Below are 26513 nucleotides of genomic sequence, written 5' to 3'. Positions count from 1 at the left end.
GCGCCCCGTAAAGGCCGGACCTGCACACAATGCCAACCCCAAAAACCAAAGATTTGTTAGCCAGACACAGTTAGCCAGACGAAGACGTCTGCCATGAACCCAGAAAGTCTGCCATGAACATCAAGAAGAAGTCCCGCCCCGCGAATACCACCTCGTCCCGCGCAGAACGCGCAGGACGACCCGAGCGGCCCGAGGACAAGCGACTCTCCATCGGAAGCACCTTCGCTTACGGCTTCCAGCACGTCCTCACCATGTATGGCGGAATCATTGCCCCGCCCCTGATCATCGGCGCGGCGGCCGGCATGAACTCACAGGACATCGGCCTGTTGATCGCTGCCTGTTTGTTCGTTGGCGGCCTGGCCACCATCCTGCAAACGGTGGGCATCCCGTGGTTCGGCTCGCAACTGCCGTTGGTCCAGGGCGTGTCCTTCGCCGGAGTCTCCACCATGGTGGCGATTGTCCAAGGTGGCGGCGGGATCCAGGCGGTGTTCGGATCAGTGATTGTTGCCTCGTTGATTGGCCTGGCAATCACACCCCTGTTCTCCAAGATCATCAAATTCTTCCCGCCCGTTGTTACCGGCACAGTCATCACCACCATCGGGCTCACCCTGATGCCGGTGGCCGCGAACTGGGCCATGGGTGGCAACGCCAAGGCCGACAACTACGGCAGCATGGCCAACATCGGCCTGGCCGCAGCAACCATGGGTGTTGTCCTGCTCCTGAGCAAGGTTGGCAACGCCGCCATCTCCCGGCTCTCCATCCTGCTGGCCATGGTCATCGGCACCATCATCGCGTTGATTGCGGGCATGGCTGACTTCTCCAAGGTTGGCCAGGGCGACATCGTCGCATTCCCCACCCCGTTCGCATTCGGTGCTCCCACGTTTGAAATCGCCGCGATCATCTCCATGCTCATCGTCATCCTGGTGACCCTCACCGAAACCTCGGCAGACATCATCGCAGTGGGCGAGATCGTGGACACCAAGGTTGATTCACGCCGCATCGGCGACGGCCTCCGCGCAGACATGCTCTCCAGCGCCATCTCCCCGCTGTTCAACTCCTTCACGCAGAGTGCCTTCGCCCAGAACGTCGGCCTCGTGGCCATCACGGGCATCAAGAGCCGCTTCGTGGTCAGTGCCGGCGGCCTCATCCTGGTGATCCTCGGTCTCCTGCCGATTCTTGGGCGAGTAGTCGCAGCGGTTCCGACGCCCGTCCTGGGCGGCGCCGGCGTCGTGCTCTTCGGTACGGTGGCCGCCAGCGGTATCCGTACCCTGGCCAAGGTTGAGTACAAGAACAACATGAACCTGATCATCGTGGCGGCCTCGATTGGCTTCGGCATGATCCCGATCGCCGCCCCGAAGTTCTACGACCAGTTCCCCTCCTGGTTCGCCACGATCTTCCACTCCGGCATCAGCTCGGCTGCCGTCATGGCCATCCTGCTGAACATCCTCTTCAACCACTTCAAGGCCGGCAACTCGGACAACCAGTCGGTGTTTGTGGCGGGCACTGACCGCGTTGTCAGCGAAGAGGACATCAAGTGCCTCAGCGAAGGCGACCGCTTTGAGAACGGCAAGCTGATTGACGCCGACGGCAAGGAAGTCCCGCTCAAGACGTCCAGCGCTTCTGAGCACTAGCACCCTTCCGCAGATGACAGCAGGCGGCAGTGTTTTCCTTGGGGGACACTGCCGCCTGTTGTCGCCTTTGCATGGAATGTACGACGGCGGCTCTCGCCTTTGCGGCTTGGCCACTAGCCCGCTCCAGGACCTCGCCGAAACGACAAAAGATGGCAATGTTTCTGGGAAACGTTGCCATCTTTTGCCATTCCGCGCGCGGGAGGCGGGGGTTAGTTTTGGTTGAGCTCCGCGGAGATCGCCAGGGCAGCCTCGCGCAGCATGGGCACGGCGCGGTCTGCGAAGCTCTGGTCAACGCGTGTGATCGGGCCCGAGACGGAGATCGCCGTCGGCGTGGGTGCGTTGGGAACGGCCATGGCGAAGCACCGGACGCCCAGTTCCTGCTCTTCCTCGTCGATGGAGTACCCACGCTCACGGATCAGTGCCAGGTCTGCGAGCAGGGAGTCGATGTCACCGATGCTCTTGGCCGTGGGAGTGGGCATGCCGGTGCGGGCCACGATGCCACGGACCACTTCGTCATCCAGCTGGGCGAGAATTGCTTTACCCACGCCGGTGTCGTGCGTGTGGGCGCGCCGGCCAACCTCGGTGAACATGCGCATGGAGTGCATGGACGGGACCTGTGCCACGTAAATGACCATGTCCGAGTCCAGGACGGCCATGTTGGACGTCTCGCCCAGCCGCTCCACCAGGGTCTTGAGCTGCGGACGGGCCACGGCGCCGAGTTGCTTGCTGGCTCCTTCGCCGAGGCGGATGAGCCGCGGGCCCAGGGCGTAGCGGCGGTTGGGCAGCTGCCGGATGTAGCCAAGGGACACCAGGGTCCGCAAAAGGCGATGGATGGTAGGCAGGGGCAGGTCAGTGGACGACGAGAGTTCGCTCAACGTGACGTCTCCGCCCGCGTCCGTGATCAGTTCCAGCAGTTCAAAGACGCGCTCAACGGACTGCACGCCTCCGGAGGCTTTTTCAGCCATTCCCTTGTCTCCAATGACTCAGATTCCGACAACTCTTATCCGCATCGTGAAAAGAATTGCTTAGAACACCCAACATACAGCACGCGTGCAAGCTGCGCGATGACACCGAACATGACCAAGCAGGGGGTTGTGTTTCCACTTTGTAGATAATAATATCCATAATACGAAAACATTCAGTTGGAACGGCGGCCCGGGAACGGGCCTAACAGGAGGAATTTCAATGGCGAATCCGAGCCCCGGAAACTCGATCACCCTGCGCGTCGCCGCACCGTCGAGCTTCACCGCAACCAGCGAACTTGCCGCAGCAGTCGGCGCCGCCGGTGCAGCAATCACCGCGCTGGACGTCACGGAATCCCACCACGAGAAGATCGTTGTTGACGTCACGTGCAACACCACCGATGACGACCACGCAGCCCGCGTGAAGGACGCTTTGAACGCACTCGACGGCGTCACGGTCCAGCACGTTTCGGACCGCACCTTCCTCATGCACCTCGGCGGTAAGCTCGAGGTCGTCCCCAAAGTAGCCCTGCGCAACCGCGACGACCTCTCGCGTGCCTACACTCCCGGCGTCGCCCGCGTTTGCATGGCGATCGCTGAAGACCCGGCCGCCGCCCGCAACCTGACGGTCAAGCGCAACACCATCGCCGTCCTCACGGACGGTTCGGCCGTCCTGGGCCTGGGCAACATCGGCCCCGCCGCAGCCCTTCCCGTGATGGAAGGCAAGGCCGCACTGTTCAAGCAGTTCGCCAACGTTGACGCCTGGCCGGTCTGCCTGGATACCCAGGACACCGAGGAAATCATCATGATCGCCAAGGCCATGGCCCCGGTCTACGGTGGCATCAACCTCGAAGACATCGCCGCACCGCGCTGCTTTGAGATCGAGAACCGCCTCCGCGAAGAACTGGACATCCCGGTGTTCCACGATGACCAGCACGGCACCGCGATCGTCACGCTCGCTGCCCTGGTCAACGCCCTGCGGGTTGTGGACAAGAAGCTCTCCGAGGTGAAGATCGTGGTGTCGGGCGTCGGCGCTGCCGGCTCGGCCATCATCCAGCTCCTCAAGGCCCAGGGCGCGCAGCACATCATCGCCGCCGGCCGCTCCGGCGCCATCCACTCCGGCGAAGAATACGGCGACGAGCACCGCAGCTGGATCGCCGCGAACACCAACGAAGAAGGCTTCTCCGGAAGCCTGCACGACGCCCTCAAGGGTGCGGACGTGTTCATCGGCGTCAGCGCCCCGCACGTGATCGGCGAAGAGCAGGTTGCTTCCATGGCCGAGGACGCAATTGTGTTCGCCATGGCCAACCCGACCCCGGAAATTGACCCCGTTGTAGCGTCCAAGCACGCAGCCGTGGTTGCTACCGGCCGCAGCGACTTCCCCAACCAGATCAACAACGTGCTGGCATTCCCCGGCTTCTTCCGCGGGCTGCTGGACGCAGGGGCCTCGGACATCACCCCGAACATGCTGGTGGCCGCCGCCGAAGCAATTGCCAACCGGGTGGCTGACGATGAGCTCAACGCGAGTTACATTATCCCCAGCGTCTTCGATCCCCATGTTGCTGCCGATGTTGCTGCTGCGGTGGCAGCCGCCGCGCACGCAAACGCCGCCAGCGCGCTGTAGCACCAGCGCACCCTAGAAAAAGGAATCCGCTCACATGGCTATTACAGTCACTGATCCCCGGCCGATCGATCGCGCCGAGGAGATCCTCACCCCGGAGGCACTGGCCTTCATCGAAGAACTGCACACCCGCTTTGCCGGCACCCGCAATGACCTTCTGCAGGCCCGCAAGGCCAAGCGCCAGCAGGTCGCGGACACCTCCCGCCTTGATTTCCTCCCGGAGACCCAGGACATCCGCGACGGCGACTGGAAGGTTGCCGAAGCACCGGCAGCTTTGCAGGACCGCCGTGTTGAGATGACGGGACCGGCCACCCCGGCCAAGATGGCCATCAACGCGCTGAACTCCGGCGCCAAGGTGTGGCTGGCTGACCTCGAAGACGCCAGCACGCCCACGTGGCCCAACGTCATCGACGCCATCCTCAACCTCCGCGACGCCGCCCGGGGCACTTTGAGCTTCACCTCCCCCGAGGGCAAGGAGTACCGTCTCCGCACGGACGCTCCCCTGGCAGTTGTGGTGGCCCGCCCCCGCGGCTGGCACATGGAGGAAAGCCACATACTGCTGGACGGCGAACCCGCCGTGGGCGCGCTGGTGGACTTCGGCCTGCACTTCTTCCACATCGCCAAGCAGTTGCTGGAAAACGGTCACGGCCCGTACTACTACCTCCCCAAGATGGAGAGCCACCTTGAGGCCCGCTTGTGGAATGACGTCTTCGTGTTCGCACAGGACTACCTCGGCGTTCCCCAGGGCAGCGTCCGCGCCACCGTGCTGATCGAGACCATCCCGGCAGCGTTCGAAATGGACGAGATCCTGTACGAACTGCGTGACCACGCAAGCGGCCTGAACGCCGGCCGCTGGGACTACCTCTTCAGCATCATCAAGTACTTCCGTGATGCCGGCGAAGAGTTCGTGCTCCCGGATCGCGCCACCGTGGCCATGACGGCACCGTTCATGCGCGCCTACACCGAACTCCTGGTCAAGACCTGCCACAAGCGCGGCGCCTTCGCCATGGGTGGCATGGCCGCCGTCATCCCCAACCGCAAGCAGCCGGATGTCACCGCCGCAGCCTTCGACAAGGTCCGCGCCGACAAGACCCGCGAAGCAAACGATGGCTTCGACGGCTCCTGGGTTGCCCACCCGGACCTGGTCCCCACCTGTCGCGAAGTGTTCGACTCCGTGCTGGGCGACCGACCCAACCAGCTGGACAAGCAGCGCCCCGAGGTGAACGTCACCGCTGAGCAGCTGATCGACGTCGCCTCCGCCGGCGGCACCGTCACCGAGGCAGGCCTGCGCCTGAACCTGTACGTCGCGGTCGCCTACACCGGTGTGTGGATTTCCGGCAGCGGCGCAGTTGCCATCCACAACCTGATGGAAGACGCCGCGACGGCGGAGATCTCCCGCTCGCAGGTATGGCAGCAGCTGCGGAACAAGTCCATCCTGGCGGACACAGGCAACACTGTTACCCGCGAATTGGTGACCAGGATCCTGGGCGAGGAAACCGAACGCCTACGCATAGAATTCGGCGACGAAAACTTCGCAAAGTACTACGAGCCTGCGTCCAAGCTGATCGAGGACATCTGCTTGTCCGACGATTACACGGACTTCCTCACCACGCCGGCGTATGAGTTGGTGGGCTGATGAGTTCCTTGACGCCCGCAGACCTGGCCCACATCGAGTCGCAGCTTGAAGCGACCGACCAGTTGCTGGACCGCAATTACCCCGGCGACGACGGCTCGCGCCAGCCCATCCACACCGTCTACATCCCGGCAGACCGCTTCACGCCCACCTTCGTGGCGGACTGGGGCAAGCAGGCGCTGACGACGGCGGAGGCCCACGGTGGCCTGGAAAAGCTCGGTCAGCTGTTGGGCCAGGAGCCAGACCTCGCAATTGCTGTTGCGGAGCGTGTAGCTGCGAAGCTTTCTGCCGAACCGATCGAGGACCTGCGTTTGGACTTCGAAGACGGCTACGGTGACCGCGGCGACGAGGCAGAAGACGCCGACGCCGTTGCTGCCGCCCAGGCTGTTGCCGCTGCAGTTGCGGCCGGAACAGCTCCGCCGTTCATCGGCATCCGCTTCAAGTGCTTCGAAGCCCCCACTCGGGCCCGTGGCCTGCGGACGCTGGACCTCTTCGTCTCCACGTTGGCTGCCGCCGGGGAGCTCCCCGCAGGGCTGATCCTTACCTTGCCCAAGGTCACCACCGTGGCCCAGGTGCAGGCCATGGACTTCGCAGTGTCCCGCCTTGAGGAAGTCCTGGGACTCCCCGCTGGCCGGCTCCGTTTTGAGGTGCAGGTGGAAACGCCGCAGCTCATCATCGGCGCAGACGGGAACTCTCCCGTGGCGCAGCTCCCCCACGTGGTTCCGGGCCGCATCAGCGCCCTGCACTACGGGACCTACGACTACAGCGCTTCGCTCGGAATTTCCGCGGAATACCAGTCCATGGAGCACCCAGTGGCCGACTTCGCCAAGCAGGTCATGCAGCTCGCTGTCGCCGGCACGGGCATCCGCCTGTCCGACGGTTCCACCAACATCATCCCCGTGGGTGACGCTGTTGAAGACGCCTGGAAGCTGCATGGCCGCTTGGTCCGCCGCTCACTGGAAAACGGCTACTACCAGGGCTGGGACCTCCACGCCGCGCAGCTGCCCAGCCGCTTCTCGGCGTCGTACGCTTTCTACCGCGAAGGCTTGCCCGCCGCGGCCCTGCGCCTCCGCAACTACGTGGAGCGCACAGAAGGCGGCGTCATGGACGAGCCCGCCACGGCCCGCGCGTTGGCCGGCTTCGTCCTCCGCGGTGTCCAGTGTGGCGCGGTGGGGACCGACGAGGTCAAGGCGCTTGCCGGCGTCGAACTTTCACAGCTGACCGCGCTGGCGCACCCGCGGCTCGCACAACCGACTTCCCACTGATAGGAGCAACTCGAATGGGCAAGTACTACTACCCGCAGGGCGGCCTGCCGCCGCAGACCCAACTGACCACCGAACGGGCCATCGTCACCGAGGCTTACACGGTGATCCCCAAGGGCGTCATGACGGACATCGTCACCAGCAACCTGCCGGGCTTCTCCAACACGCGCTCGTGGATCATCGCACGGCCAATCTCCGGCTTCGCCACCACGTTCTCCCAGCTGATCGTGGAGATCGCTCCGGGTGGCGGCGCACCGAAGGCCGAGTTCGAGTCCGGCGTTGAAGGCGTCATCTTCGTGACCAAGGGCCAGGTCAACCTCACCCTCGACGGCGAGCTGCACCACCTTGAAGAGGGCGGGTACGCCTACCTTGCCGCCGGAGCAGAGTGGGGCCTGGAGAACGTGTCCGACGACATCGTTTCCTTCCACTGGATCCGCAAGGCCTACGAACGCCTTGAAGGCTTCGAGGCCAAGTCCTTCGTCACCAACGAGAAGGACGTGGAGCCCACCTCCATGCCGGACACCGACGACGTCTGGAAGACCACGCGATTCACGGACTCCAGCGACCTCGCCCACGACATGCAGGTCAACATCGTCACGTTCCAGCCCGGCGGCGTCATCCCCTTCCCGGAGACGCACGTCATGGAGCACGGCCTGTACGTGCTGGAGGGCAAGGCCATGTACTTGCTCAACAACGACTGGGTTGAGGTGGAGGCCGGCGACTTCATGTGGCTGCGCGCGTTCTGCCCGCAGGCTTGCTACGCCGGTGGTCCGGGCGAGTTCCGTTACCTGCTGTACAAGGACATGAACCGCCAGGTGAAGCTCACCTGATGTGCGCCGAGATCGCCGGAAAGCTGCCAGTTCGCTGGAGCTATCCGGCGATTTCGCGTTTCTCCGGCGAACTCAGCGATTCTGGTGACGGCGGCGGCCCACAGCGAGCCCGGCCCAGAACGCGAGGACCAACAGGCCCAGGACTGTCACGGCGAGCCCGAGCTGCGTCCCTTGGCTGACCATGGCCGCGCCGTTCCCGATGAACACTGTCTCGCTCAGCGGCGCATAGGCGAACCAGCCGAAGTCCGTGCTCTGGTTGTTCCACGCCACCACCACCCCCACGATCACGGCGATCAAGCCCAGCAAAGGCACGACGACGGCAGAGACTCCGCGCGATGGCTTCGGCTTGTTGTGTTCCCCAAGTTTGTTATGTTCCCCCATGCGGCCGAGTCTAGTATGCGACCTAGTTGGGTTTGGCGGGGGCGCCGGCGATTCTGTACGACTCCTGGAGCAGTTCATCGAGCTCGTCCGTCTCGATTCGTTCGAGCCGGACCAGCAGGAGCTTCGGGGATTGCTCGTGATGCGGGGTCCAGAAGAAGGTATCCGGTTCCATGGCTGCGAGCGCCTCGCGTTCATCAGTCTTGACCGTGACAACCCCCTCTTCCCAGATCCGTGCCATGAGGGACTTGGCAAACCATGCCGGCTGCCCCCAGCTCAGTCGTTCGCTGACGCCCGGCATGTCCAGGCAGATTCTCCTGACATCCTCTTCTGTGGCCATGGTTCACTGTGGCATTGGCGTTCATGCTGCCGCAAGCGACTTCGCCGGAAACGTGCTTGACCGCTGGAGGTGTGCGAGACCGCCGGACCTCTCCGGCGAAGTCGCACTGCTCCGGCGAAGTCGCGCGGGGGGCGGGTGGGGCTGGTGTGGGACTTGGGTAGAGTGCACCCATGGATGACAAAGCCACGCTGCTCACTTATTTGCGACTCCGCAGGGCGGACCTGCTGGGGAAATTGGATGGCCTCAGTGAATACGATGCCCGGAGACCCATGACCCCCACGGGGACCAATCTGCTGGGGCTCGTGAAGCACGTAGCCAGTGTGGAGTTGGGGTATTTCGGGGAGGTCTTCGGCCGGCCAAGCGGGCGCGACCTGCCCTGGTTGGCCGATGATGCCGAACCGGATTCGGACATGTGGGTTCCGGCAACGGAGAGCCGCGAGGAAATCCAGGATCTCCATCACTTCTCCGCCAAACACAGCGATGAAACCATCGAATCCCTCCCCTTGGATGCGCCGGGTGCGGTGCCATGGTGGTCGGAGGAGAAGAAGAACGTGACGCTGCACCAGATTCTGGTTCACATGTGTGTTGAGACAGCCCGGCACGCTGGGCACGCGGACATCATCCGCGAACTCATTGACGGCTCCATGGGGCAGAGGCCTGGGGATCCGAACATCCCCAGCCGGACCACGGAAGAATGGGCAGCCCACCGTGCACGCATTGAACAGGCAGCCCTGGAGGCGGGCCACAGCAAACCTGAAACTTCACAGCCCCCGCATATCTTGGGCAAACCTCCGGCGTAGCCTCGCTCCGTAGAAATGAGGCATGACTTCTCCACAGACTGAACACCGTAAGGGCGGCCGGACACGGCGCGCCGTGATCTCCGCCGTTCTGGCGGTCACTCTCTCTGCCGGGGGTGCCGCCGCCTGGGCCCTGGACCGGTTTGTGGTCCCACACGCTGAGATCACCAACGTCTCCGAATACGAGGCGAGCCAGGCCGGCACCACAACAACAACGACGGCGGATGAGGCTTCCGCAGAAACGTCGGCGAGCGCCGTGGTCACCGATACGTCCTACGCCTCCGGGGACACGGGGGTCACCATCTCCACGGTGACCACAGGCACCGGTGACGACACCGTGACGTACTACGTTGCCGACGTCGTGCTTGATGATGCCACCACGCTGAAGTCGGCGTTTGCCGAGGACACGTACGGCGAGAACATCACCGAAACTACATCCGCGATCGCCGAGGACCATAACGCCATTTTCGCGATCAACGGCGACTATTACGGCTTCCGGGACACCGGCATCGTGATCCGTAACGGCGTGGTGTACCGGGACGAGGGCGCGCGGCAGGGCTTGGCGTTCTACAAGGACGGCACGGTCAAGGTTTACGACGAGACCACAACTACCGCTGATCAGCTCATCGCGGACGGCGTGTGGAACACGCTCTCGTTCGGGCCGTCGCTGCTGGACAACGGTCAGATCGCGTCCGGCATCGAGGACGTGGAGGTTGATACGAACTTCGGCAACCACTCCATCCAGGGCGAACAGCCGCGCACCGCTGTAGGTGTCATCGATGAGAACCACCTGGTGTTCGTGGTGGTGGATGGCCGCAGCCCCGGCTACAGCTCCGGCGTCACCATGTCCGGCCTGGCCCAGATCATGAAGGACCTGGGCGCCACCACCGCGTACAACTTGGACGGCGGCGGCTCCTCCACCATGTACTTCAACGGCTCCCTGGTGAACAACCCGCTCGGCGAAAACAAAGAGCGCGGCACCTCGGACATCCTCTACATCGCCCAGTCATGATCATCCTGATACCGGCGTACGAGCCGGACCACCACCTCCCTGCCCTTGTCCGTAACCTTCAGGAGGCCGATCCGTGGCTCACCATCGTGGTGGTGGATGACGGTTCCGGGCCTGACCATAAAGAAACGTTCGACGACGCCGCGCGGCTTGGGTGCCATGTGCTCAGTTACGCCGTGAACAGCGGCAAGGGCCACGCCCTGAAGAGCGGTTTCGCCTTCATCGCCGAGCACTTCCCGGGCCAAGACGTGGTCTGTGCTGACAGCGACGGACAACACGGAGTGGCCGACATTCTTGCCGTTGCCGACCGCGTCCGTCACGTCACGGCTGCAATGGTCCTGGGTTGCCGGAACTTCACAGGTAACGTCCCGGCCCGGAGCCGATTCGGCAATACAGTGACCCGGGGTCTGTTCAGGCTCGCCACCGGCCAAGGGATCACGGACACGCAAACCGGCCTCCGCGGGTACCGGGCTGACATGCTCCCGTGGTTGCTGACCGTGCGCGGCGAACGCTACGAGTACGAGCTGAACCTGCTGCTCGAGTCGAAGCAAGCCGGCTACGGCATCGTCACAGTGGAGATCGCAACCGTCTACCTGGACCACAATTCGGGCTCGCATTTCCGGCCCATCGCCGACTCCATCAGGATCTACGCCCCGCTGCTGAAGTTCCTGGGGTCCTCGCTGTCCGCATTCGTGGTGGACCTGGTGATGTTCCTGATCTTCAGCGCGTTCACGGACTCGCTGCTTCTGGCGGTGGTGGGAGCCCGTCTGGTCAGTGCCACGGTGAATTTCCTCATCAACCGCCGGATGGTCTTTGAGCACGGCAGGGACACCTCGTTCCGCGCCGCCGCCACAGGATACGTTGCGCTGGTTGTGGTCCTCCTGTCCGCAAACTACGCCGCTATGTGGACCCTCACCTCCCTCACCGTTCCAGACGTGCTGGCCAAGCTTGCCACCGAGATGACGCTGCTGGGAGTCAGCTATGCAGTACAACAGCGCTTCCTGTTCGTGCGCAAGGGACATGCCGCGTCAACGGTTCACGCCGCCCAAACAACAGGGCCCAAACCATTGGAACCGACCGTGGTCGAAACACATATCCCAGCCTTGGTCCCGGCACAGTTTCAGCACAGCATGGCCGGGAAAAGTGGAGATCAATCCCCCAAGAGATTCCGGAGTAACCGATGAACACCATCATCCTCATCGCGGCAGACCTGGCCGCCATCACCATTTTGACGCTTGCCCTCTACCTCCGCCGGCACAGGCGCCGCGACCTGGTTGTTTCTTACCTGGGCATGAACGTCGGCGTCCTGGCAGTCGCCACGGCATTGTCCGGTTCGGCCGCAGGCGTTGGCTTGGGGCTGGGTTTGTTTGGTGTTCTCTCCATCATTCGGCTCCGGTCCACGGAACTGGCCCAGCACGAGGTGGCCTACTACTTCTCGGCGTTGGCGCTGGGCTTGATCGCAGGCATCGGCGTCGAACCTCTCTGGCTGACGCTGTCCCTCATGGCGTTGGTCCTGCTGGTGATGTTCGTCGGCGACAACCCCCGGGTCCTCCCGGCCTACCGCCACCAGGTGGTGGTGCTGGACCGGGCCATCAACAACGAACCCGAGCTCTACGCCCGGCTGGAAGAAGTCCTCCACGGCACTGTCCACTCGGCCACCATTCAGGAACTGGACCTGGTGAACGACAAAACGATCGTGGACGTACGATACGCGGTGCGGCCCCTCCATGAGGACCTATCCCAGCCGCGGCACGCCCAGCTTGGCTTCAACCAACCAGCCGGTGCGTTGACCCCGGCTCCGGAGGAACTCCCGGCCCAGTCCGTGCAGCCGGTTCAGCCGGCTCACTCCGCTCAGCCAGCACCCCAGCACACCCAGCAATCCGTACCCACCTCGGCCGGTGTCGCATGAGCCGCATCGACGCCGAACCGATCATCCCGCAACTGAGCCAGCTTCCCGCCGTCGGGCTTGAAGAGCTCACTACCGAAGCCGCCCTGCTGACCCGGGTGGACCGAAAGTATCTGGTTCCTTCGGCAACGGCACGCAAGGTCCTGAGCACCTTCAGCTCCGAGGCCCGGGTCTTGGACATGGAAGGGAACCGCACGTTCGCTTACGACTCCGTGTACTTCGACACCGCCGAGTTGGACAGCTACATGCTCGCCGCGCACGGCAGGCGAAGGCGGTTCAAGATCCGTACCCGCACCTACCTGGACAGCGCGGTCAGCTTCCTGGAAGTGAAGACCGAAGGCGCTCGCGAGGCCACCGTCAAGGAGCGCATCCCCTATGAGCTGGGCGACCGGGACCGGCTCACGGAAGAGGGCCTGGCCTACGTGAATGAGACGCTGGCCGCGGCCATCGGTGACATGAGCATCGGACCGCTGGAGCCGGTGCTTTCCACCCGCTACGACCGCACCACACTCTTCCTCCCCGAGTCCGGAAGCCGCGCGACCATCGACTCCGACGTCACGTGGCAAAGCCCAGACGGCCATCCCTGGGTTTTGGACAACGCGGTGGTGGTGGAGACGAAGTCCGGCTCAGCGCCCGGCCCTTTGGACAAGCACCTGTGGGCACACGGCGTCCGGCCTTGCCGCATCTCCAAGTTCGCCACCGGCATGGCCGCACTCCACCCCGAGCTTCCGGCCAACCGCTGGAATCAAACCCTTCGACGCAGGATGCCCCTGCGCCCCCTCCACTGACATTCCCTCCACAGACTTAGGAATCCACTATGCGCTCCTTCCGCACTTCCCTTTCCGTTGCCGCCGTCGCCCTGGCCATTTCCTTGGCCGGCTGCTCCACGGCCGCCACCAGCTCAACGTCCACCGGCACCACCGGCACGTCAACCAGCACCACCCAGCAGGCCGTAACGGCCGGGACCATTGAAGAAGACACCCACTACGACAGCGACGACCTCACGTGGGACGCCGCAACGGAAGTGGCAATCAGCCTGTCCGACGGCGGCAGTAAAGTGACGTCGTCGTCCTCCACCGGCGTGGCTGTAGACGGCAACACCGTCACCATCAGCGCCGCGGGAACGTACCGCCTCAGCGGCTCGCTGAGCGACGGGCAGATCGTGGTTGCAGCCGGTGAGGAGGATACGGTTCGCATCATTCTGGACGGCGTGGAACTGGGCAACTCCACCGGCTCGCCGTTTGTAGTGCAGAGCGCCGACGAAGCGATCGTGTACTTGGACGAGGGCAGCACCAACACGTTAACGGATGCCACCACCTACGCCGACCAGGGCGAGGACTCCCCCAACGCAGCCCTCTACTCCATGGCGGACCTGACCATCGCCGGGACCGGTGCCCTCACCGTCAACGGGAAATCCAACGACGGCATCGTTTCCAAGGACGGCCTGGTGATGGCTGCCGGCAAGGTCACCGTGGACGCCGTGGACGACGGCATTCGCGGCAAGGACTACACAGTGCTGCTGGACGGCGCGTACCAGGTGACCGCAGGCGGTGACGGCGTGAAGGCAGACAACGACACCGACGAGGGGCGGGGGTGGCTGTTGGTCAGCGGCGGCTCGTTGACAGTCAACGCGGGCGACGACGGCGTAAAGGCGTTCAACACCCTCACCGTTTCCGGCGGAACAGTCACCGTGGCCGAGTCGGAGGAAGGACTGGAAGCGCAGCACATTGTGGTCTCCGGCGGCGACGTCACCGTCACAGCGAACGACGACGGCGTGAACGCCTCGGGTGGCTCTTCGACCAGTACCGATGCGGGCACGGCAGGCGGCGGAGGTCCAATGGGTGGCGGTATGGGCGGCGGGGAGACCGTTGGCGACTACACCGTGGACGTCTCCGGCGGAAACCTCACCATCAACTCAGAAGGTGACGGCCTGGACTCCAACGGCAACGCCAGCATTTCCGGCGGGACCGTGGTGGTCAACGGCCCCACCAACGACGGCAACGGGGCCTTGGATGTGAACGGTGAACTCGTAGTCACCGGCGGGACGGTTGCCGCAGCGGGCAGCGCCGGGATGGCAGTAACTCCGGGGACCTCATCCACGCAGTCCGGTGTGCAGTTGACCTTCGACTCTTCGGTGTCTTCCGGCACGCCTGTGCACATCGTCGACGCCACGGGAGCGGTGGTGGCGACATTCGTGACCACCAAAACCATCGCATCCCTGGTGTTCTCCTCCGCCGCGATCACCGACGGTGCGACGTACACGGTGTACACGGGAGGCAGTGCTGACACGGAAGCCGGCGTCACCACAGGCTCCATCGACGGCGCAGAAGAACAAGGCACCGCGACCGCGGGCCAGTACACGCAGGCCCAAGGTCCCGGTGGTGGCGGCGGCCGCTGGTAAGTCAGACAATGGGGGACTGGATTTCGGACCAGTCCCCCATTGACGTGTTTCAGAGTGTTGCTTAGGTTTAATTTGTTAGCGCTAACACAGCCCATCAGCAAGGAACTACGTGAGCAACCAAACCCAATCCCCGGTGAAGTCACCACTCTTCAGGGACCCCATCGAGGACGGTGCCGCAGATCCCACCGTCATCTACAACCCGCGCGAGCAGGCCTGGTGGATGATCTACACCAACCGCCGCACCACGGTCCCGTTCGAGGACGGACTCAGCTGGCTCTACGGTTCCAAGCTCGGAGTTGCATCATCCACGGACGGCACACACTGGGACTACCGCGGAACCCTTGAGGGCCTTGACTTCGAATGGGGCCACAACACTTTCTGGGCACCCGAAGTCTTCGAGCACGCGGGCACTTTCCACATGTACGTCAGCTACATCCGCGGCATCCCCGCCCACGGCAATCCGCATTCCATGGAAATCCACCACTACACCAGCCCGGACCTTCTGGCATGGACCCACCACGGATTAGTTCCGCTGAGCTCCAACCGGGTCATCGACGCCTGCGTGCACCCACACCCCGGCGGCGGATTCCGCATGTGGTTTAAGGACGAGGTGCAAGGCTCGGAAACCTGGGCGGCGGACAGCGACAACCTCTTCGATTGGAAGGTCCGGGGCCACGTACTGACCACACCCTCGGGCCACGAAGGGGCCAACGTTTTCCGCCTGGGCGGCTGGTACTGGATGATCGTGGACACGTGGTCCGGCCAGGAAGTGTACCGCTCTGACGATCTCGATTCATGGGAGAAACAAGGGGTCATCCTGGACGCAGCCATCGGCGACACCTTCGCACGGACCGATGATGTGGGGCCGGGCCTCCACGCAGACGTGGTTGTCAACCATGGCCGCGGATGGATCTTCTACTTCACGCACCCCAGCCGCGCCGGTGCGAGCCACCCGACTGTCGAGAGCCGGCGGTCATCGGTGCTCGTTGCCGAACTCACCGTCCATGAGGGCGTGCTGCAGTGCGATCGGAACGCGGACAGCCTGCTGGTACTGAAGCAGCCCGAGAGCGCGTAGCTTCGCAACAGGGCTCGACGACGGTAAGCGACGTGCCGCCGTCGAGCCTCCACACGGGCAGGCCGTCCCCCTTAAGGCTCCCCGCAAACTTGATGCGAACTTGAGCCAATCGAAAAGCTTCCTTGATATAGCAGCGCCACGCTGGAAGCACGAAGCACCAATACCAAGGGGTTTCGGCAACGAATTCCAGATATGAAACACAACGATGTGGGGGAAGCAATGGAACAGGCATCAGCACTCACCGAGGTGATAGCCATCAAAGGCATCATCCAGGACCAGCACCCCGTGGATTTCTATGCGCTGGGTGTCGCCGGATGCATCGACCGGCTTGCCGCACCTCTCCGGCGCGAGGGCGTCACCGTCCATTGGCACACCCCGCACCACGGCATCGAGATCTCCTCCTCAGCCGCCGCCCTCCTGTATCACGTGGCTCAGGAGACCTTCAGCAACACCCTCAATTACGCCAATGCCAGCGAGCTCACGGTCCGGCTCAACGCCGTCTACCACGGCATCCAGCTCACCATCACGGACGACGGCTGCGGTTTCGAAATCCACGCCGCGCCCAGCGGCCGCAGGCACGGATTCGGATTGCTTCTGATGTCAATAGCAGTACACGACGCCGGCGGGACAGTAGACATCGACTCCGCGGTTGGGCGGGGCACCAGTGTGAGGGTTACTCTGCCGCTGGATTGAGTCCTATTTGGGACCATATTCGGGCGCCCAACCCGTAGCCGCGCAGCTTTGCCGGACGTATTCTATAGCTACTTTTCAGCCGGGTTATCCCTACGGATTGGCACGAAAATGGCGCGGAACAAGGGTCCAAAGATAGGTCTTGGCAAGGTCCTTTTGAGGGTCTTCGGGTTCTTCTTCGTGAGCACCCTCTGCGGAGTTCTGATCACAGGATTCCTGGCACCCGTGGTTGCTTTCACCAGCACCACCGTGGGCGGTTCCCTGGGGTTCTATCAAAGTTTGCCGAGCGAGCTGAACGTTGATTCACCTTCGCTTTCCAGCACCGTGGTCTCCGCGGACGGGCAGCTCATTGCCACCTTCTATGCGGAGAACCGGGTAAAGGTCCCGCTGGAGGAGATGTCCCCGTTCATCCGCGAAGCGATCATCGCCATTGAGGACAACCGCTTCTACGAGCACGCGGGCGTGGACGCCCAAGGCATCATGCGGGCGCTGAGTTCCAACCTGACACAGGGCACCCGGCAAGGCGCCTCCACCTTGACGCAGCAGTACGTCACCAATGTGCTCAACGAGTCCCGCTTATCCGAGGGGCGTCCGGAGGATGTGGTGCTCAGCGGGCAGAAGACCGTGGGTGACAAACTGCGCGAAGTGAAGCTCGCACTTGAGCTGGAGAAGCGGTTCAGCAAGGATCAGATTCTTGAGGGATACCTGAACATAGTGTTCTTCAACCGGAACGCCTACGGCATCGAGGCTGCATCCCGCTATTTCTTCAGCACCTCCGCGATGGACCTGACCTTGCCGCAAGCAGCCCTCCTGGCTGGTCTGGTCAATGGCCCCAGCATTTACGACCCCATTGTGGATCCTCAGGCTGCACTCAACCGGCGCAACCTGGTGCTGGACCGGATGCTGGCACAGGGCAAGATCACGGCTGTGGATCACGGCGTCGCTGTAGCCTCTCCCCTTGAGCTCGACATCACCCCGTCCCTGCAAGGTTGCGCGGGTACCTCGTTTGCCACCTACTTCTGTGACTACGTCTCCCACCTCATCCTTAACGACGAGGCCTACGGTGACACCGTGGAGGAACGTGAACGCTTCCTCTACCGTGGCGGATTGACCATCACCACCACCTTGGACAGCCGGCTCCAGAACGCCGCGCAGGAGCAAGTTGACGCCTCCGCTGGCGACAACCCGGATAAATGGGGCGCCGCGATGAGCACCGTCCAGCCGGGCACAGGCAAGATCCTTGCGATGGCCCAAAACACGGTGTTCGTTCCCCAGGAAGGAAAATACGATACCCAACTGAACTTCAACGTCGATGCCAAAGACGAGAACGGCTACGACCTCAATGGCGCAGGCGGCTTCCAGCCCGGTTCCACCATGAAACCGTTCATCTACGCCGAATGGCTCAATGAAGGCAAGAATCCCACTGCAGTTGTTGACGCTTCCCGCCGGGTCTATCCAGTCGGTTTCCCGTGGCGCTCAAGCTGCGGCAGGGTCCTTGGGGGTTACAGCACCGCGCAGAAAGCCCAGAACCTTGGCGCCGATGACGACCTGCAAAACAACGACGCCGGCTACTACCGGCCAATGCCCATCAACTACGGCCTTTACAACTCCATCAACACGGCCACTTTCGCCACCGCAGCCCAATTGGATTTCTGCGGGATCCAAAAAATGGTGGACACCGTGGGCCTGCACAGCGGCTTGGACAACGCACCGGTCAACATGCACCAGATCGGCAATCTCCTTGGCTCCATTGGAGTGGCCCCTGTGGTCCTGGCGAGCGCCTACGCCACCTTCGCCAACGACGGCACCTACTGCAAGCCCATCGCCATCACCGAGATCAGCGATGCCCAAGGACGCCAGTTCCAAGCCCAGACCCCTGAGTGCAGGGAGGCAGTGAAGCCAGCCGTGGCGCGGGGCGTCAATGCCGTCCTGCAGGATGTTCTCAAAATGGGCTCGGGCGTTTACATCGAACCCAAGGTTCAAAGTCAGGCTCCGGTGGCGGCAAAAACAGGCACGTCCAATAACAACGGCGCCACCTGGGTGGCCGGCTACACCACAACTCTTGCAACGGCGTCGTTCTTCGGGGACACGACGGCGGGCCAGCAGCGGGCCGGGCAAAACGTCACCATCAACGGCAAGTTCTACAAGTCCTTGGATGGCTACATGATCGCCGGCCCACAGTGGGCCAACTACATGATGACAGCCACGTCCCTATACCCTAGCGGGCCTTTCCCGGCACCGGCCCCTCCCCCAGCGCCCACCCCGTCGACACCGCAGCCCACGCGCCGCTGACCCCACGCGTTGCACCCACCTTGCCTCGCGTTGCGAGGCCCGCTCTCCACACAATTCCAAGACCAAACCCTGCAGAGCAGGCCTCACAACGAACTTCTACAGTGCGAGCTCCATCTCCGCCTGCGTGCCGTCGTCCTCATATGCAGTGACGCCGGCGAGGTCCCGTCCGGCGATGTAGCCAAAGGTCAGTGCGGGTCCCAGGTTGATGCCGCCGGCGGGGTAATGCCCGCCCATGACACTTGCTTGATCGTTGCCGGCTACGTAGAGGCCATCTATGGGGTGGCCTTGGTTGTTGAGCGCCCGCCCTCGGCCGTCAGTTTCCACGCCCGCGAATGTCCCGAAGCTCCCTGGCACAACCCGCACCGCATAGAACGGCCCCTTCTCGATAGGCCCCAATGACGGATTCGGCCGGTGCGTGGCGTCGCCGCCGTAGCGGTTGAACGCGGATTCGCCGCGTCCGAAGTCCGGGTCGACGCCGGAACGGGCATTCGCGTTGAAGCGCGCCACCGTCCGGCGCAACTCCGCGGGGTCAATACCGCATTTGGTCGCAAGTTCTTCCAGCGTTCGCCCCTTGATGAGGTACCCGGAGCGCAGGTACGGGAAGAGCGGCACGGGCAGCGGCTTGGCCATGCCCAGAGGGAACCTACGGACAAATCGGCTGTCCGCGATTTGCCACGACTCCACAGTTTCACCGTCGGGAGTCGCTGCGAGGAGGGCCTGGACGTAGTCGTAGTAGCCATTGGCCTCGTTCACAAACCGCTTCCCGTCCGCGCGGACGCCTATGCTGCCCGGCTTCGCACGGTCCATGATGTGGGGGAACACGCCCGTCCGGCCGTTGCGGTACGGCACCAAGGACACCGGGCACCAAGCGGCCGGCGACTGCACTGCGGTGGTGAAGCGTGCACCCACGGCCTGCGCCAGGTTGATGCCATCACCGGTGGTTTCGCCCGGGGACAGCGTCCAGTGCTCCCGGCCCGTGGGCGTCTTCGGAAACAGCTCCTTGCGCCGCTGCACATCGTTGGGGAAGCCGCCGGTTGCCAGCACGACGCCGCGTCTCGCGTTGATCTGCACCTCACCTTCGGTAGAACGCACGACGGCGCCGGTCACCTTGCCGTTTTCATCGCTGAGCAGCGCTGTGGCCGGCGTGGCGACCCGGATGTCCACTCCGAGATCGTCAGCGGATTTCATGAGCCTTCCGGTCAACGCTGTGCCGTTGACCAGTTGCATGTTCCTCCGGTGCGTCAGCAGGTCCAGGAGGTGGAATCCGAAGCGCCAGCCTGCGTGGAACAGGCCCTTGGGGTTGCCCCGGGATGCCGACAGGAACTTACCAAGGTCCGGACCGGCCATGATTCCCATGCCTAGGAACGAGGTTTCGTAGAGCTGATGACGCATCTTCGCCCTCAGTCCAGGCTTGAAGGTGCGGGCGTTCAGAGGCTTAGGACCGACCGAACGATTGCCAGTTCCTGCACCTGGAAGGTCACCGTAGATGTCGTTGATTTTGCTGCCGGGAACGAACTGCAGGGACGTCTTGTTGTGGAAGAAGCCCACCATGTGCGGGGCAGCTTCAAGGAAGGCATCCACCCTGTCAGCCTGGTAGTCGTCCCCGAGAACCTCCCGGAGGTATGTGCGGAAGGTTTCCTTGTCCTCATTGACCCCTTCAGCCTTCGCCAATGGGTTGCCCGGTGCCCAAGCCCAACCTCCGGACCAGGAGGTTGCACCGCCGCAAACCTCTGCCTTCTCCACCACAATCACCTTCATTCCGTGGAAGGCTGCTGTGACAGCTGCAGACATGCCACCGGCGCCTGAGCCGATAACCAGGACGTCGCAGTCCACGGGGCTAGGTGTACTGTCCATCATTTGTTGCTCCCGGTAAGTGCTGAGATGTTGTGTGCTGGGCTGTTGACTGCTGCGGTGGTGACTGCTGTGGTGGTGAGGACGGAATCTGCCGCCGCTTTGAGATGTTTGGCCCATGCCAGTTCGCCCATCTCGGCCGCCCTTTTGTCCGATGGCGTTTCGATGCTGACCGGGGTTCCTGCGGCGAAGGTCGCGAGTATGCTCGCTAGGTGGAATTCACCGTCGCCGGGTACGCCTCGCTCCGAGCGCGACTCGACAATCAGGGCTTCCCTGTTTTCCGGCGCAGCAGCAGGACCATCGCAGAGTTGGACCAAAGGAACCAGATCCGTGGCCGCTTCGAGCTCAGCCGTAGTTGCGCCGAAGCGGTTGACGTGGAGTGCGTCAACAACAATCTTGCAGCCCGCCCGCCGGGACAGCTTCACTGCCTGGGGAAGGGAACGAACGGTTTGGTAGGCGATGGGTTCCAGCGTCGGCATGATTCCGTAGGACTTACCGTCCTGGGTCATCTGCGCGAGGTGGTCACCGAAACGGTCAAGGTCCGGGTCTGCGCAGGCCACCGTCAGTGTTGATGCCCCGAGGGCTTGGCCGGCCTCCATCATTCGCAGCCAGGCTTCGCGTTGATCCTGCCCGCTCTGCAGGCCAGTTCCGTCCAAGAGGAGAAACTCAACATCCTCAACCGTGATCCCTGTATCCGCCATCCGTTGCAGCGTCTCCTTGAGCAGGTGGGAACCGGGCTGGAGATCGTATGGCCGTTCCGTGGCAGTGACTGGACGGACTCTGGCTCCGATGAAGTCGAAGCCCGCCTGTGCCGCGATGCTCACCAAATCCGGCGGTGCGGTTCCGACCAAGGAGAGCTGGGCGATTCCCAGCCGGCGCGTAGGTGTGGTCACTTTCGGGCTCCGTTCAGGGTGAAGTCATGCTGGGTGTCGGCGAGGTCGCTGGAATGCTGCGAATTCGCCGGAACTCTCCGGCGATCCGGCACTGTTCCCGCGATCTCGGCGAAGGGGGTGTCGGCGGAGGGGGTGGCCAGTGCCGCGGCAATGCGCTGGGCTGCGTCGTAACCGCTCTTGACCGCGTTGGACACAATGGCCGGTGCCTTGTCCACGACCGTCCCGGCGAGGGCAATGGGGAGCGAAGCCGCAAAGCTGAGCTCGGCTTCCCGTTGCTCCAATGTCAGCGGTTGCTCCAGCGTGGGCGGCCCGTCCAGCGGCAGCACCGAACGCGAGACCAAAAGATCGCCCGGGGCATCAATCCACTCGTCCTCCACACCCGAGCGCCTGATCCGAACCCTATTGACGCCAGGCTCACCAGTACCGTCAAACTCCTCGATGGTGCTGGACAGGAAGATCCGCACCTTCGGGTTGGCTTCAAGCCGGGGTACTGCGAGGATCTTGGCTCGACGGCCGGACTCGGGGGCAAGGGCTTCCTGTGGTCCGACGATCAGCACAGCAGTACCAAGGGCAGCAAGGGTGTCGGCCACGCTCATGGCAACGGAATCCGCACCCCAAATTGTCACAGCCTCCGGCGCACTGACCACAGCCTCGGGCGCGCTGCCCGTGGGACCGGCCAGGCCGACGTCGAGCACTTCCGGGTGGGCGGCGAGCCATTCCCGGATGTCGGAGACCTGCGGAGAGTCGCCGCCCACGAACCCTGGAGAGGGCCTGCGGCCACCGGTCGCAATGACCACTGCCTGCGCTCCGAAATCGCGGGCCAGCGAGCCGACGTCGAACGTGTCCAGGCGGACTCCCAAGCGAACCTCAACGCCCAGGCGATCGTTTTCCGCGCTGGACCAATCTGCAAAGCGGTGGAAATCCGGCGTCGATTTCATCCGCTCAGCGAGCGCGAATTGCCCACCCGGCCGCACGCCGTCGTCCATCAATGTCACGCTGGCACCGGCTTCGGCGAGTTCGCGGGCAGCGGTGAGGCCCGCAGGCCCGGCGCCGACCACCAGCACCCGGGAGCCCGGGCGAACAACGGGCGTGGGAACGGGAACACGTGAGCGGCCAACTGCCGGATTGACCGTACAGGTGACCTGACCGAGGCCAAGGTTATCTATGCACACATTGCACGCGATGCATGGCCGGTAGCGTTCGCCCCGCAGCACCCCGCCCACGAAGGCAGGATCGGCATGGATGGCGCGGGCAAGGCTCACAAAGTCGCAAGTTCCCTGGGATAGGACTTCCTCGATGATTTCCGGGCTGTTGAGTCGCCCGGCCATACCCAGTGGAAGTCCGAACTGACGGTAGGCCTTGGCGTACTCGGCCAGGATCCCGGGCTTCCACTCCCCCGACTGGACGATCCACTCACCGGCGTCGTAGCTACCCGCAGAGATGTCCAGGAAATCGAGCTTGTCCAAGTGGGCATTGGCGATGATGGCCACTTGCTGTTCGGCGCTGATACCGTCGGCCGGACCTTCCACTACCGAGACACGCATTCCCACAATCGTGTCCGGCACGGCCTGCCGCACGGCGTCGATCACCAGGTTCATGAAGAACTCCGGTGCTGCGAACTCGTCAGTTCGGTGGTTGGAAATGGGCGACATGAACTGATGGATCAGGTAGCCGTGGGCGCCGTGCAGGTTGATCACGTCGAACCCGGCGGCCACCGCGCGGCGGGCCGCAGCCCCATAAGCTTCCACAAGTTCGTAGCACTCAGCGGCGGTGAGCTCCCGCGGAATCTCACCACCCGCCGTCGGGCAGGGAACCGGCGACGGCGCGAGGTTCTTGAAGCCCGAGACTGCCGCTTGGGCGGTGCGGCCACCGTGATTAAGTTCGACGGCGGCCAACGCACCTTCGGCGTGCAGGGCGTCGGTGAGGCGGCGAAGCCCCGGAATCATGTCATCGGTGTGCAGGCCGAGTTGGTGGGTGCGGCCCTTACCGTCAGCGCGGACGTAGGTGGCCTCCGTGGTGACCATGCCGAGGCCGGCCTTGGCACGGGTCACGAGGTAGTCGATGTATTGCTCGGTGATGAAGCCATCCGTGGTGCCATAGTTGCGTTCCATGGGTGCGGAGGCCAGGCGGTTGCGAAGGGTCTTGGGGGTGCGGCCGTTGCGACCCAGGGTCAGGGGCATTCCCGCTGCGGGCGTGGTGGGAGGCATGGTCAGCGAGCCACCTTTTCGCGGCCGCGCAGCTCGGGAATGGCTGCGTGGGAGGGCTGGGCTGGTGCGAAGCGGACGGGTTGGCCGGTGCGTGAAGATTCGTAAACGGCGAGGAGTATCCGCAAGGATTTCAGGGCGTCTTTGCCGGTAATTGCCGGTTCCGTCCCGTTTTCCAGTGCCTGGACAAAGTCCTGGACCTGCAGTTTGTGGAACGGGATCAGCTGGCCGTTGATGACGGACAGATCGACGTTCGGCTCCACGCCTTCCGGGTGGACAGGCTCGACGACGATTTGCTCGCCTACCGCCCACAGGTCCAGCCGGCCGTCGCTGCCTTCCGGAAACTCGGTGAGGGAAGCCGAAGCCCCTGTTTCGCCGGTGATGCGGAGCTGGATTCCGAGGTTGGGAGACACCGCTGTGGAGGCTTCCAGCGTGGCCATGGCTCCGGAGGTGAAAGTGATCACCGCCGTCGCGGAATCCTCTACCTCTATATAGTCGGCGTGACGGTAGGTGTTGACCTTGCCGTAAACCTCGGCCACGTCTCCCAGATACCACTGGAGGAGGTCGATCTGGTGGACCGCCTGCGACATGAGGACTCCACCGCCGTCGCTCTCCCACGTGCCACGCCAAGCATCCCTGGTGTAGTACTCCGGGGCACGGTGCAGCATGACCGAACACTGGGCCATGATGGCGCGGCCCAGTGTGCCGTCGTCGATGGCGGTGCGGATCTTTTGCGACGCCGGCCAGAAGCGGCGCTGGAAGAGTACCCCTAGCTGGACTCCGGCGTTCTCGCAGGCCGCCACCATGCGTTCGGCTGACTCCAGTTTGGTGGCAATCGGCTTTTCGCAGAGTACATTAACCCCCGCCGCCGCAGCTTTCAGCACCACTTCCTCGTGCGTGGGATGTGGGGTGCAGACAGAAACAATGTCCAGGCCCAGGTTGAGTAGTTCCTCCATGCTTGTTACCGCATTCGGTATGCCCCAGGCTTCGGCTGTGGCCCTTGCCCGGTCCGCATCCACATCGCAGACACCAACGATCTGCACGTTGTTGAGGGCACGGAAAGCCTCGAGGTGGTTTCGGGAGATGGCACCGCAACCCGCGATTCCAACGCGGAAGGTACGGGGTGCGGTTGCTGACGAAGTCATGGGTATCCAACTTTCAGGGCATGAGTCGTAGGGGTTTGTGCTGATGTGGCGAGCGCCGGAGTCAGGGGCGCGGCGGGTTGCCCGGAGGCGAACGGGTGCCGGGCGGCTGGGTGCCGCCGCCCGGCGTCGTGCTCTATCTGTTGACCTGCGCGCTACGCGGCTTGCCGAGGTCCTCGAGCGGGACGTTGTAAGTCTCGCGGGCCGTCATGATGGCGATGGCCGAGGCTGCCAGGCAAAGAATGGTGAAGCCCGCTACAGGCCACCAACCGTTGGGGCCGGGCTGTGCAAGGAGCGTTGCGATTGCGGGTGCGAATCCTGCCAGGATCAAGCCGATCTGGCTTCCGATCGCCATGCCCGAGTATCGGACTGCTGCCGGGAACATCTCCGGGAAGAAGACCGTCCACACACCGTTCCAGCAGGAGTAGAAGACGGTCATGTTCAGGAGGCCGAACAGGAAGACCATGGGGATGTTCTGCCCGCTGATGGCCCAGAAGTAGCCAATAGTGGTCAGAGCGCAGCCGAGGGCTCCCACCAGCAGGACCTTCTTCCTGCCGATGCGGTCCGAGATCATGGCGGAGATGGGAATGGTCACCATGGAGAGCCCGATGGTTACGGCGTTCACGGTAAGCATGAGGGTGCGGTCGATGCCCACGGCCGGTCCGGTGGCGTAGGCCAGGGCGTACACGGTGAAGGTGGTCTGCATGACCGAGAAGAGCATCACCACGCCGACGCGCAGGACGTCGCGCCACTGCGTTTTGAAAACTGCGACGGCGGGGATCGCCTTGGGTTTGTTGTGCTCCACGATCTCTTCGAACACAGGCGGCTCATCCAGGCGGGTCCGGATCCAGTAAGCCACAGCGAGAACCACTACCGAAAGCCAGAACGGCACACGCCAACCCCAGCTGAGGAGCTGCTCTTCGGGCAGCGCGGCCAGCGGAATGAAGACGATGGTGGACAGCACCATTCCCGAGGCGTACCCGGTCATCACGAAACTGGTGAAGAACGCGCGGCGGCCTTCCGGTGAGTGCTCCATGGTGAGTGTTGACGCACCTGCGGCTTCGGCGCCGGCGGAGAATCCTTGGGCCAAACGGCCTACCAGCAACAGCGCCGTTGCCCAGTACCCGATCTGCCCGTACGTGGGCAGGAATCCTATGCCAATGGAGGCCACGCCCATGATCACCAGCGTGATCATCAGCGCTTGTTTGCGGCCGATCTTGTCGCCGTAGTGGCTCATCACCAAGCCACCCAGCGGCCTGGCCAGATACCCGACGCCGAACGTAGCCATCGCTCCAAGGAGTGCCACTACGGGGTCGCCGCCCGGGAAGAAGATCTTGGGGAAGATCAGGGCGGCGGCGGTGCCGTAGATGAAGAAGTCGTAGTACTCCAGGGTGGATCCCAGGAAGGAGGCGAGGGCCGCCTTCTTGGGCATTTTGACGTGCTCAACCGGCGCTGCCGGGTTGACGTCCGAGGGCGAGTGCTGCTGCACGTTTCCCATACTGTCTCCTCATTGAGTGCGCGGGAAGTGGCACCGCCATGGTGCCTTGCCCGGCAAAGAATTAGATGAGTCACGAATCGCCGGCTGCCGATTTGTTG

22 protein-coding genes are annotated in these 26513 nt (G+C 63.4%); 14 read left to right on the top strand and 8 right to left on the bottom strand.

Annotation, left to right across the window (positions count from 1 at the left end):
- The first annotated feature begins 113 nt into the window (after nucleotides 1-113).
- On the top strand, nucleotides 114-1631 hold the full coding sequence (locus tag EU811_RS08235) for a nucleobase:cation symporter-2 family protein (RefSeq protein ID WP_187697098.1): 1518 nt from the start codon (nucleotides 114-116) through the stop codon (nucleotides 1629-1631).
- A gap of 209 nt (nucleotides 1632-1840) precedes the next feature.
- Here EU811_RS08235 and EU811_RS08230 read toward each other — a convergent pair whose 3' ends face one another.
- On the bottom strand, nucleotides 1841-2596 hold the full coding sequence (locus tag EU811_RS08230) for an IclR family transcriptional regulator (protein ID WP_142937993.1): 756 nt from the start codon (nucleotides 2594-2596) through the stop codon (nucleotides 1841-1843).
- Nucleotides 2597-2816: 220 nt separating this feature from the next.
- Between EU811_RS08230 and EU811_RS08225 the strand changes: the two genes are divergently transcribed.
- From EU811_RS08225 to EU811_RS08210, 4 genes are read left to right on the top strand one after another with little or no spacing between them, the layout of a single operon-like run.
- On the top strand, nucleotides 2817-4217 hold the full coding sequence (locus EU811_RS08225) for an NAD-dependent malic enzyme (protein ID WP_142937992.1): 1401 nt from the start codon (nucleotides 2817-2819) through the stop codon (nucleotides 4215-4217).
- Between the two features lie 34 nt (nucleotides 4218-4251).
- Nucleotides 4252-5850, top strand: coding sequence for a malate synthase A (gene aceB / locus EU811_RS08220; protein WP_142937991.1), 1599 nt, complete (start codon nucleotides 4252-4254; stop codon nucleotides 5848-5850).
- Nucleotides 5850-7112 (top strand): DUF6986 family protein, encoded by a 1263-nt coding sequence (locus EU811_RS08215; protein WP_142937990.1) that lies wholly within the window; start codon nucleotides 5850-5852, stop codon nucleotides 7110-7112. Before aceB ends, EU811_RS08215 begins: the two co-directional genes overlap by 1 nt.
- 14 nt (nucleotides 7113-7126) lie before the next feature.
- Entirely contained in the window at nucleotides 7127-7939 is an 813-nt protein-coding gene (locus EU811_RS08210; protein WP_062071654.1) for a bifunctional allantoicase/(S)-ureidoglycine aminohydrolase, read from the top strand.
- Nucleotides 7940-8011: 72 nt separating this feature from the next.
- Here the strand turns inward: EU811_RS08210 and EU811_RS08205 are convergent, their stop codons facing one another.
- Nucleotides 8012-8320 (bottom strand): hypothetical protein, encoded by a 309-nt coding sequence (locus EU811_RS08205; RefSeq protein ID WP_142937989.1) that lies wholly within the window; start codon nucleotides 8318-8320, stop codon nucleotides 8012-8014.
- 22 nt (nucleotides 8321-8342) lie between these two features.
- On the bottom strand, nucleotides 8343-8657 hold the full coding sequence (locus EU811_RS08200; protein WP_142937988.1) for an MmcQ/YjbR family DNA-binding protein: 315 nt from the start codon (nucleotides 8655-8657) through the stop codon (nucleotides 8343-8345).
- Between the two features lie 170 nt (nucleotides 8658-8827).
- Between EU811_RS08200 and EU811_RS08195 the strand changes: the two genes are divergently transcribed.
- From EU811_RS08195 to EU811_RS08155, 9 genes are all read left to right on the top strand, one after another.
- Nucleotides 8828-9457 (top strand): DinB family protein, encoded by a 630-nt coding sequence (locus EU811_RS08195; protein WP_142937987.1) that lies wholly within the window; start codon nucleotides 8828-8830, stop codon nucleotides 9455-9457.
- A gap of 22 nt (nucleotides 9458-9479) precedes the next feature.
- The gene (locus EU811_RS08190) at nucleotides 9480-10466 is read left to right on the top strand and encodes a phosphodiester glycosidase family protein (protein ID WP_142937986.1); all 987 of its coding nucleotides are present in this window, start codon (nucleotides 9480-9482) and stop codon (nucleotides 10464-10466) included.
- Complete coding sequence (locus EU811_RS08185; RefSeq protein WP_142937985.1) at nucleotides 10463-11647, top strand: bifunctional glycosyltransferase family 2/GtrA family protein; 1185 nt, start codon at nucleotides 10463-10465, stop codon at nucleotides 11645-11647. The genes EU811_RS08190 and EU811_RS08185 overlap by 4 nt, the downstream gene beginning before the upstream one ends.
- On the top strand, nucleotides 11644-12372 hold the full coding sequence (locus EU811_RS08180) for a DUF4956 domain-containing protein (protein ID WP_142937984.1): 729 nt from the start codon (nucleotides 11644-11646) through the stop codon (nucleotides 12370-12372). Before EU811_RS08185 ends, EU811_RS08180 begins: the two co-directional genes overlap by 4 nt.
- Nucleotides 12369-13157: a polyphosphate polymerase domain-containing protein gene (locus EU811_RS08175; RefSeq protein ID WP_142937983.1), complete on the top strand. Its 789-nt coding sequence runs from the start codon at nucleotides 12369-12371 to the stop codon at nucleotides 13155-13157. The genes EU811_RS08180 and EU811_RS08175 overlap by 4 nt, the downstream gene beginning before the upstream one ends.
- A 29-nt stretch (nucleotides 13158-13186) precedes the next feature.
- Complete coding sequence (locus EU811_RS08170) at nucleotides 13187-14770, top strand: carbohydrate-binding domain-containing protein (RefSeq protein WP_142937982.1); 1584 nt, start codon at nucleotides 13187-13189, stop codon at nucleotides 14768-14770.
- Nucleotides 14771-14879: 109 nt separating this feature from the next.
- Nucleotides 14880-15845: a family 43 glycosylhydrolase gene (locus tag EU811_RS08165; RefSeq protein WP_202979307.1), complete on the top strand. Its 966-nt coding sequence runs from the start codon at nucleotides 14880-14882 to the stop codon at nucleotides 15843-15845.
- Between the two features lie 192 nt (nucleotides 15846-16037).
- A complete protein-coding gene (locus EU811_RS08160; RefSeq protein ID WP_165450172.1) occupies nucleotides 16038-16538 on the top strand; it encodes a sensor histidine kinase in 501 nt (166 codons plus the stop codon).
- Nucleotides 16539-16646: 108 nt separating this feature from the next.
- Complete coding sequence (locus EU811_RS08155; protein WP_142937981.1) at nucleotides 16647-18827, top strand: transglycosylase domain-containing protein; 2181 nt, start codon at nucleotides 16647-16649, stop codon at nucleotides 18825-18827.
- A 96-nt stretch (nucleotides 18828-18923) separates the two neighbouring features.
- Here EU811_RS08155 and EU811_RS08150 read toward each other — a convergent pair whose 3' ends face one another.
- The 5 genes from EU811_RS08150 to EU811_RS08130 all read right to left on the bottom strand — a co-directional run bounded on the left by EU811_RS08150 (nucleotide 18924) and on the right by EU811_RS08130 (nucleotide 26415).
- The gene (locus EU811_RS08150) at nucleotides 18924-20684 is read right to left on the bottom strand and encodes an FAD-dependent oxidoreductase (RefSeq protein ID WP_162520267.1); all 1761 of its coding nucleotides are present in this window, start codon (nucleotides 20682-20684) and stop codon (nucleotides 18924-18926) included.
- A complete protein-coding gene (locus EU811_RS08145) occupies nucleotides 20681-21571 on the bottom strand; it encodes a sugar phosphate isomerase/epimerase family protein (protein ID WP_142937980.1) in 891 nt (296 codons plus the stop codon). The genes EU811_RS08150 and EU811_RS08145 overlap by 4 nt, the downstream gene beginning before the upstream one ends.
- The gene (locus tag EU811_RS08140) at nucleotides 21568-23778 is read right to left on the bottom strand and encodes an oxidoreductase (RefSeq protein ID WP_142937979.1); all 2211 of its coding nucleotides are present in this window, start codon (nucleotides 23776-23778) and stop codon (nucleotides 21568-21570) included. Before EU811_RS08140 ends, EU811_RS08145 begins: the two co-directional genes overlap by 4 nt.
- Before the next feature lie 2 nt (nucleotides 23779-23780).
- Complete coding sequence (locus EU811_RS08135) at nucleotides 23781-24920, bottom strand: Gfo/Idh/MocA family protein (protein ID WP_142937978.1); 1140 nt, start codon at nucleotides 24918-24920, stop codon at nucleotides 23781-23783.
- 133 nt (nucleotides 24921-25053) lie between these two features.
- Nucleotides 25054-26415 carry an MFS transporter gene (locus tag EU811_RS08130; RefSeq protein WP_142937977.1) on the bottom strand — a complete coding sequence of 454 codons (1362 nt, stop codon included), beginning with the start codon at nucleotides 26413-26415 and terminating at the stop codon, nucleotides 25054-25056.
- Nucleotides 26416-26513 lie beyond the last annotated feature (98 nt).

The organism is Arthrobacter sp. TS-15 (assembly GCF_006964045.1).
Taxonomy (GTDB): domain Bacteria; phylum Actinomycetota; class Actinomycetes; order Actinomycetales; family Micrococcaceae; genus Arthrobacter.
This window is presented reverse-complemented; position numbering and strand designations above follow the sequence as displayed.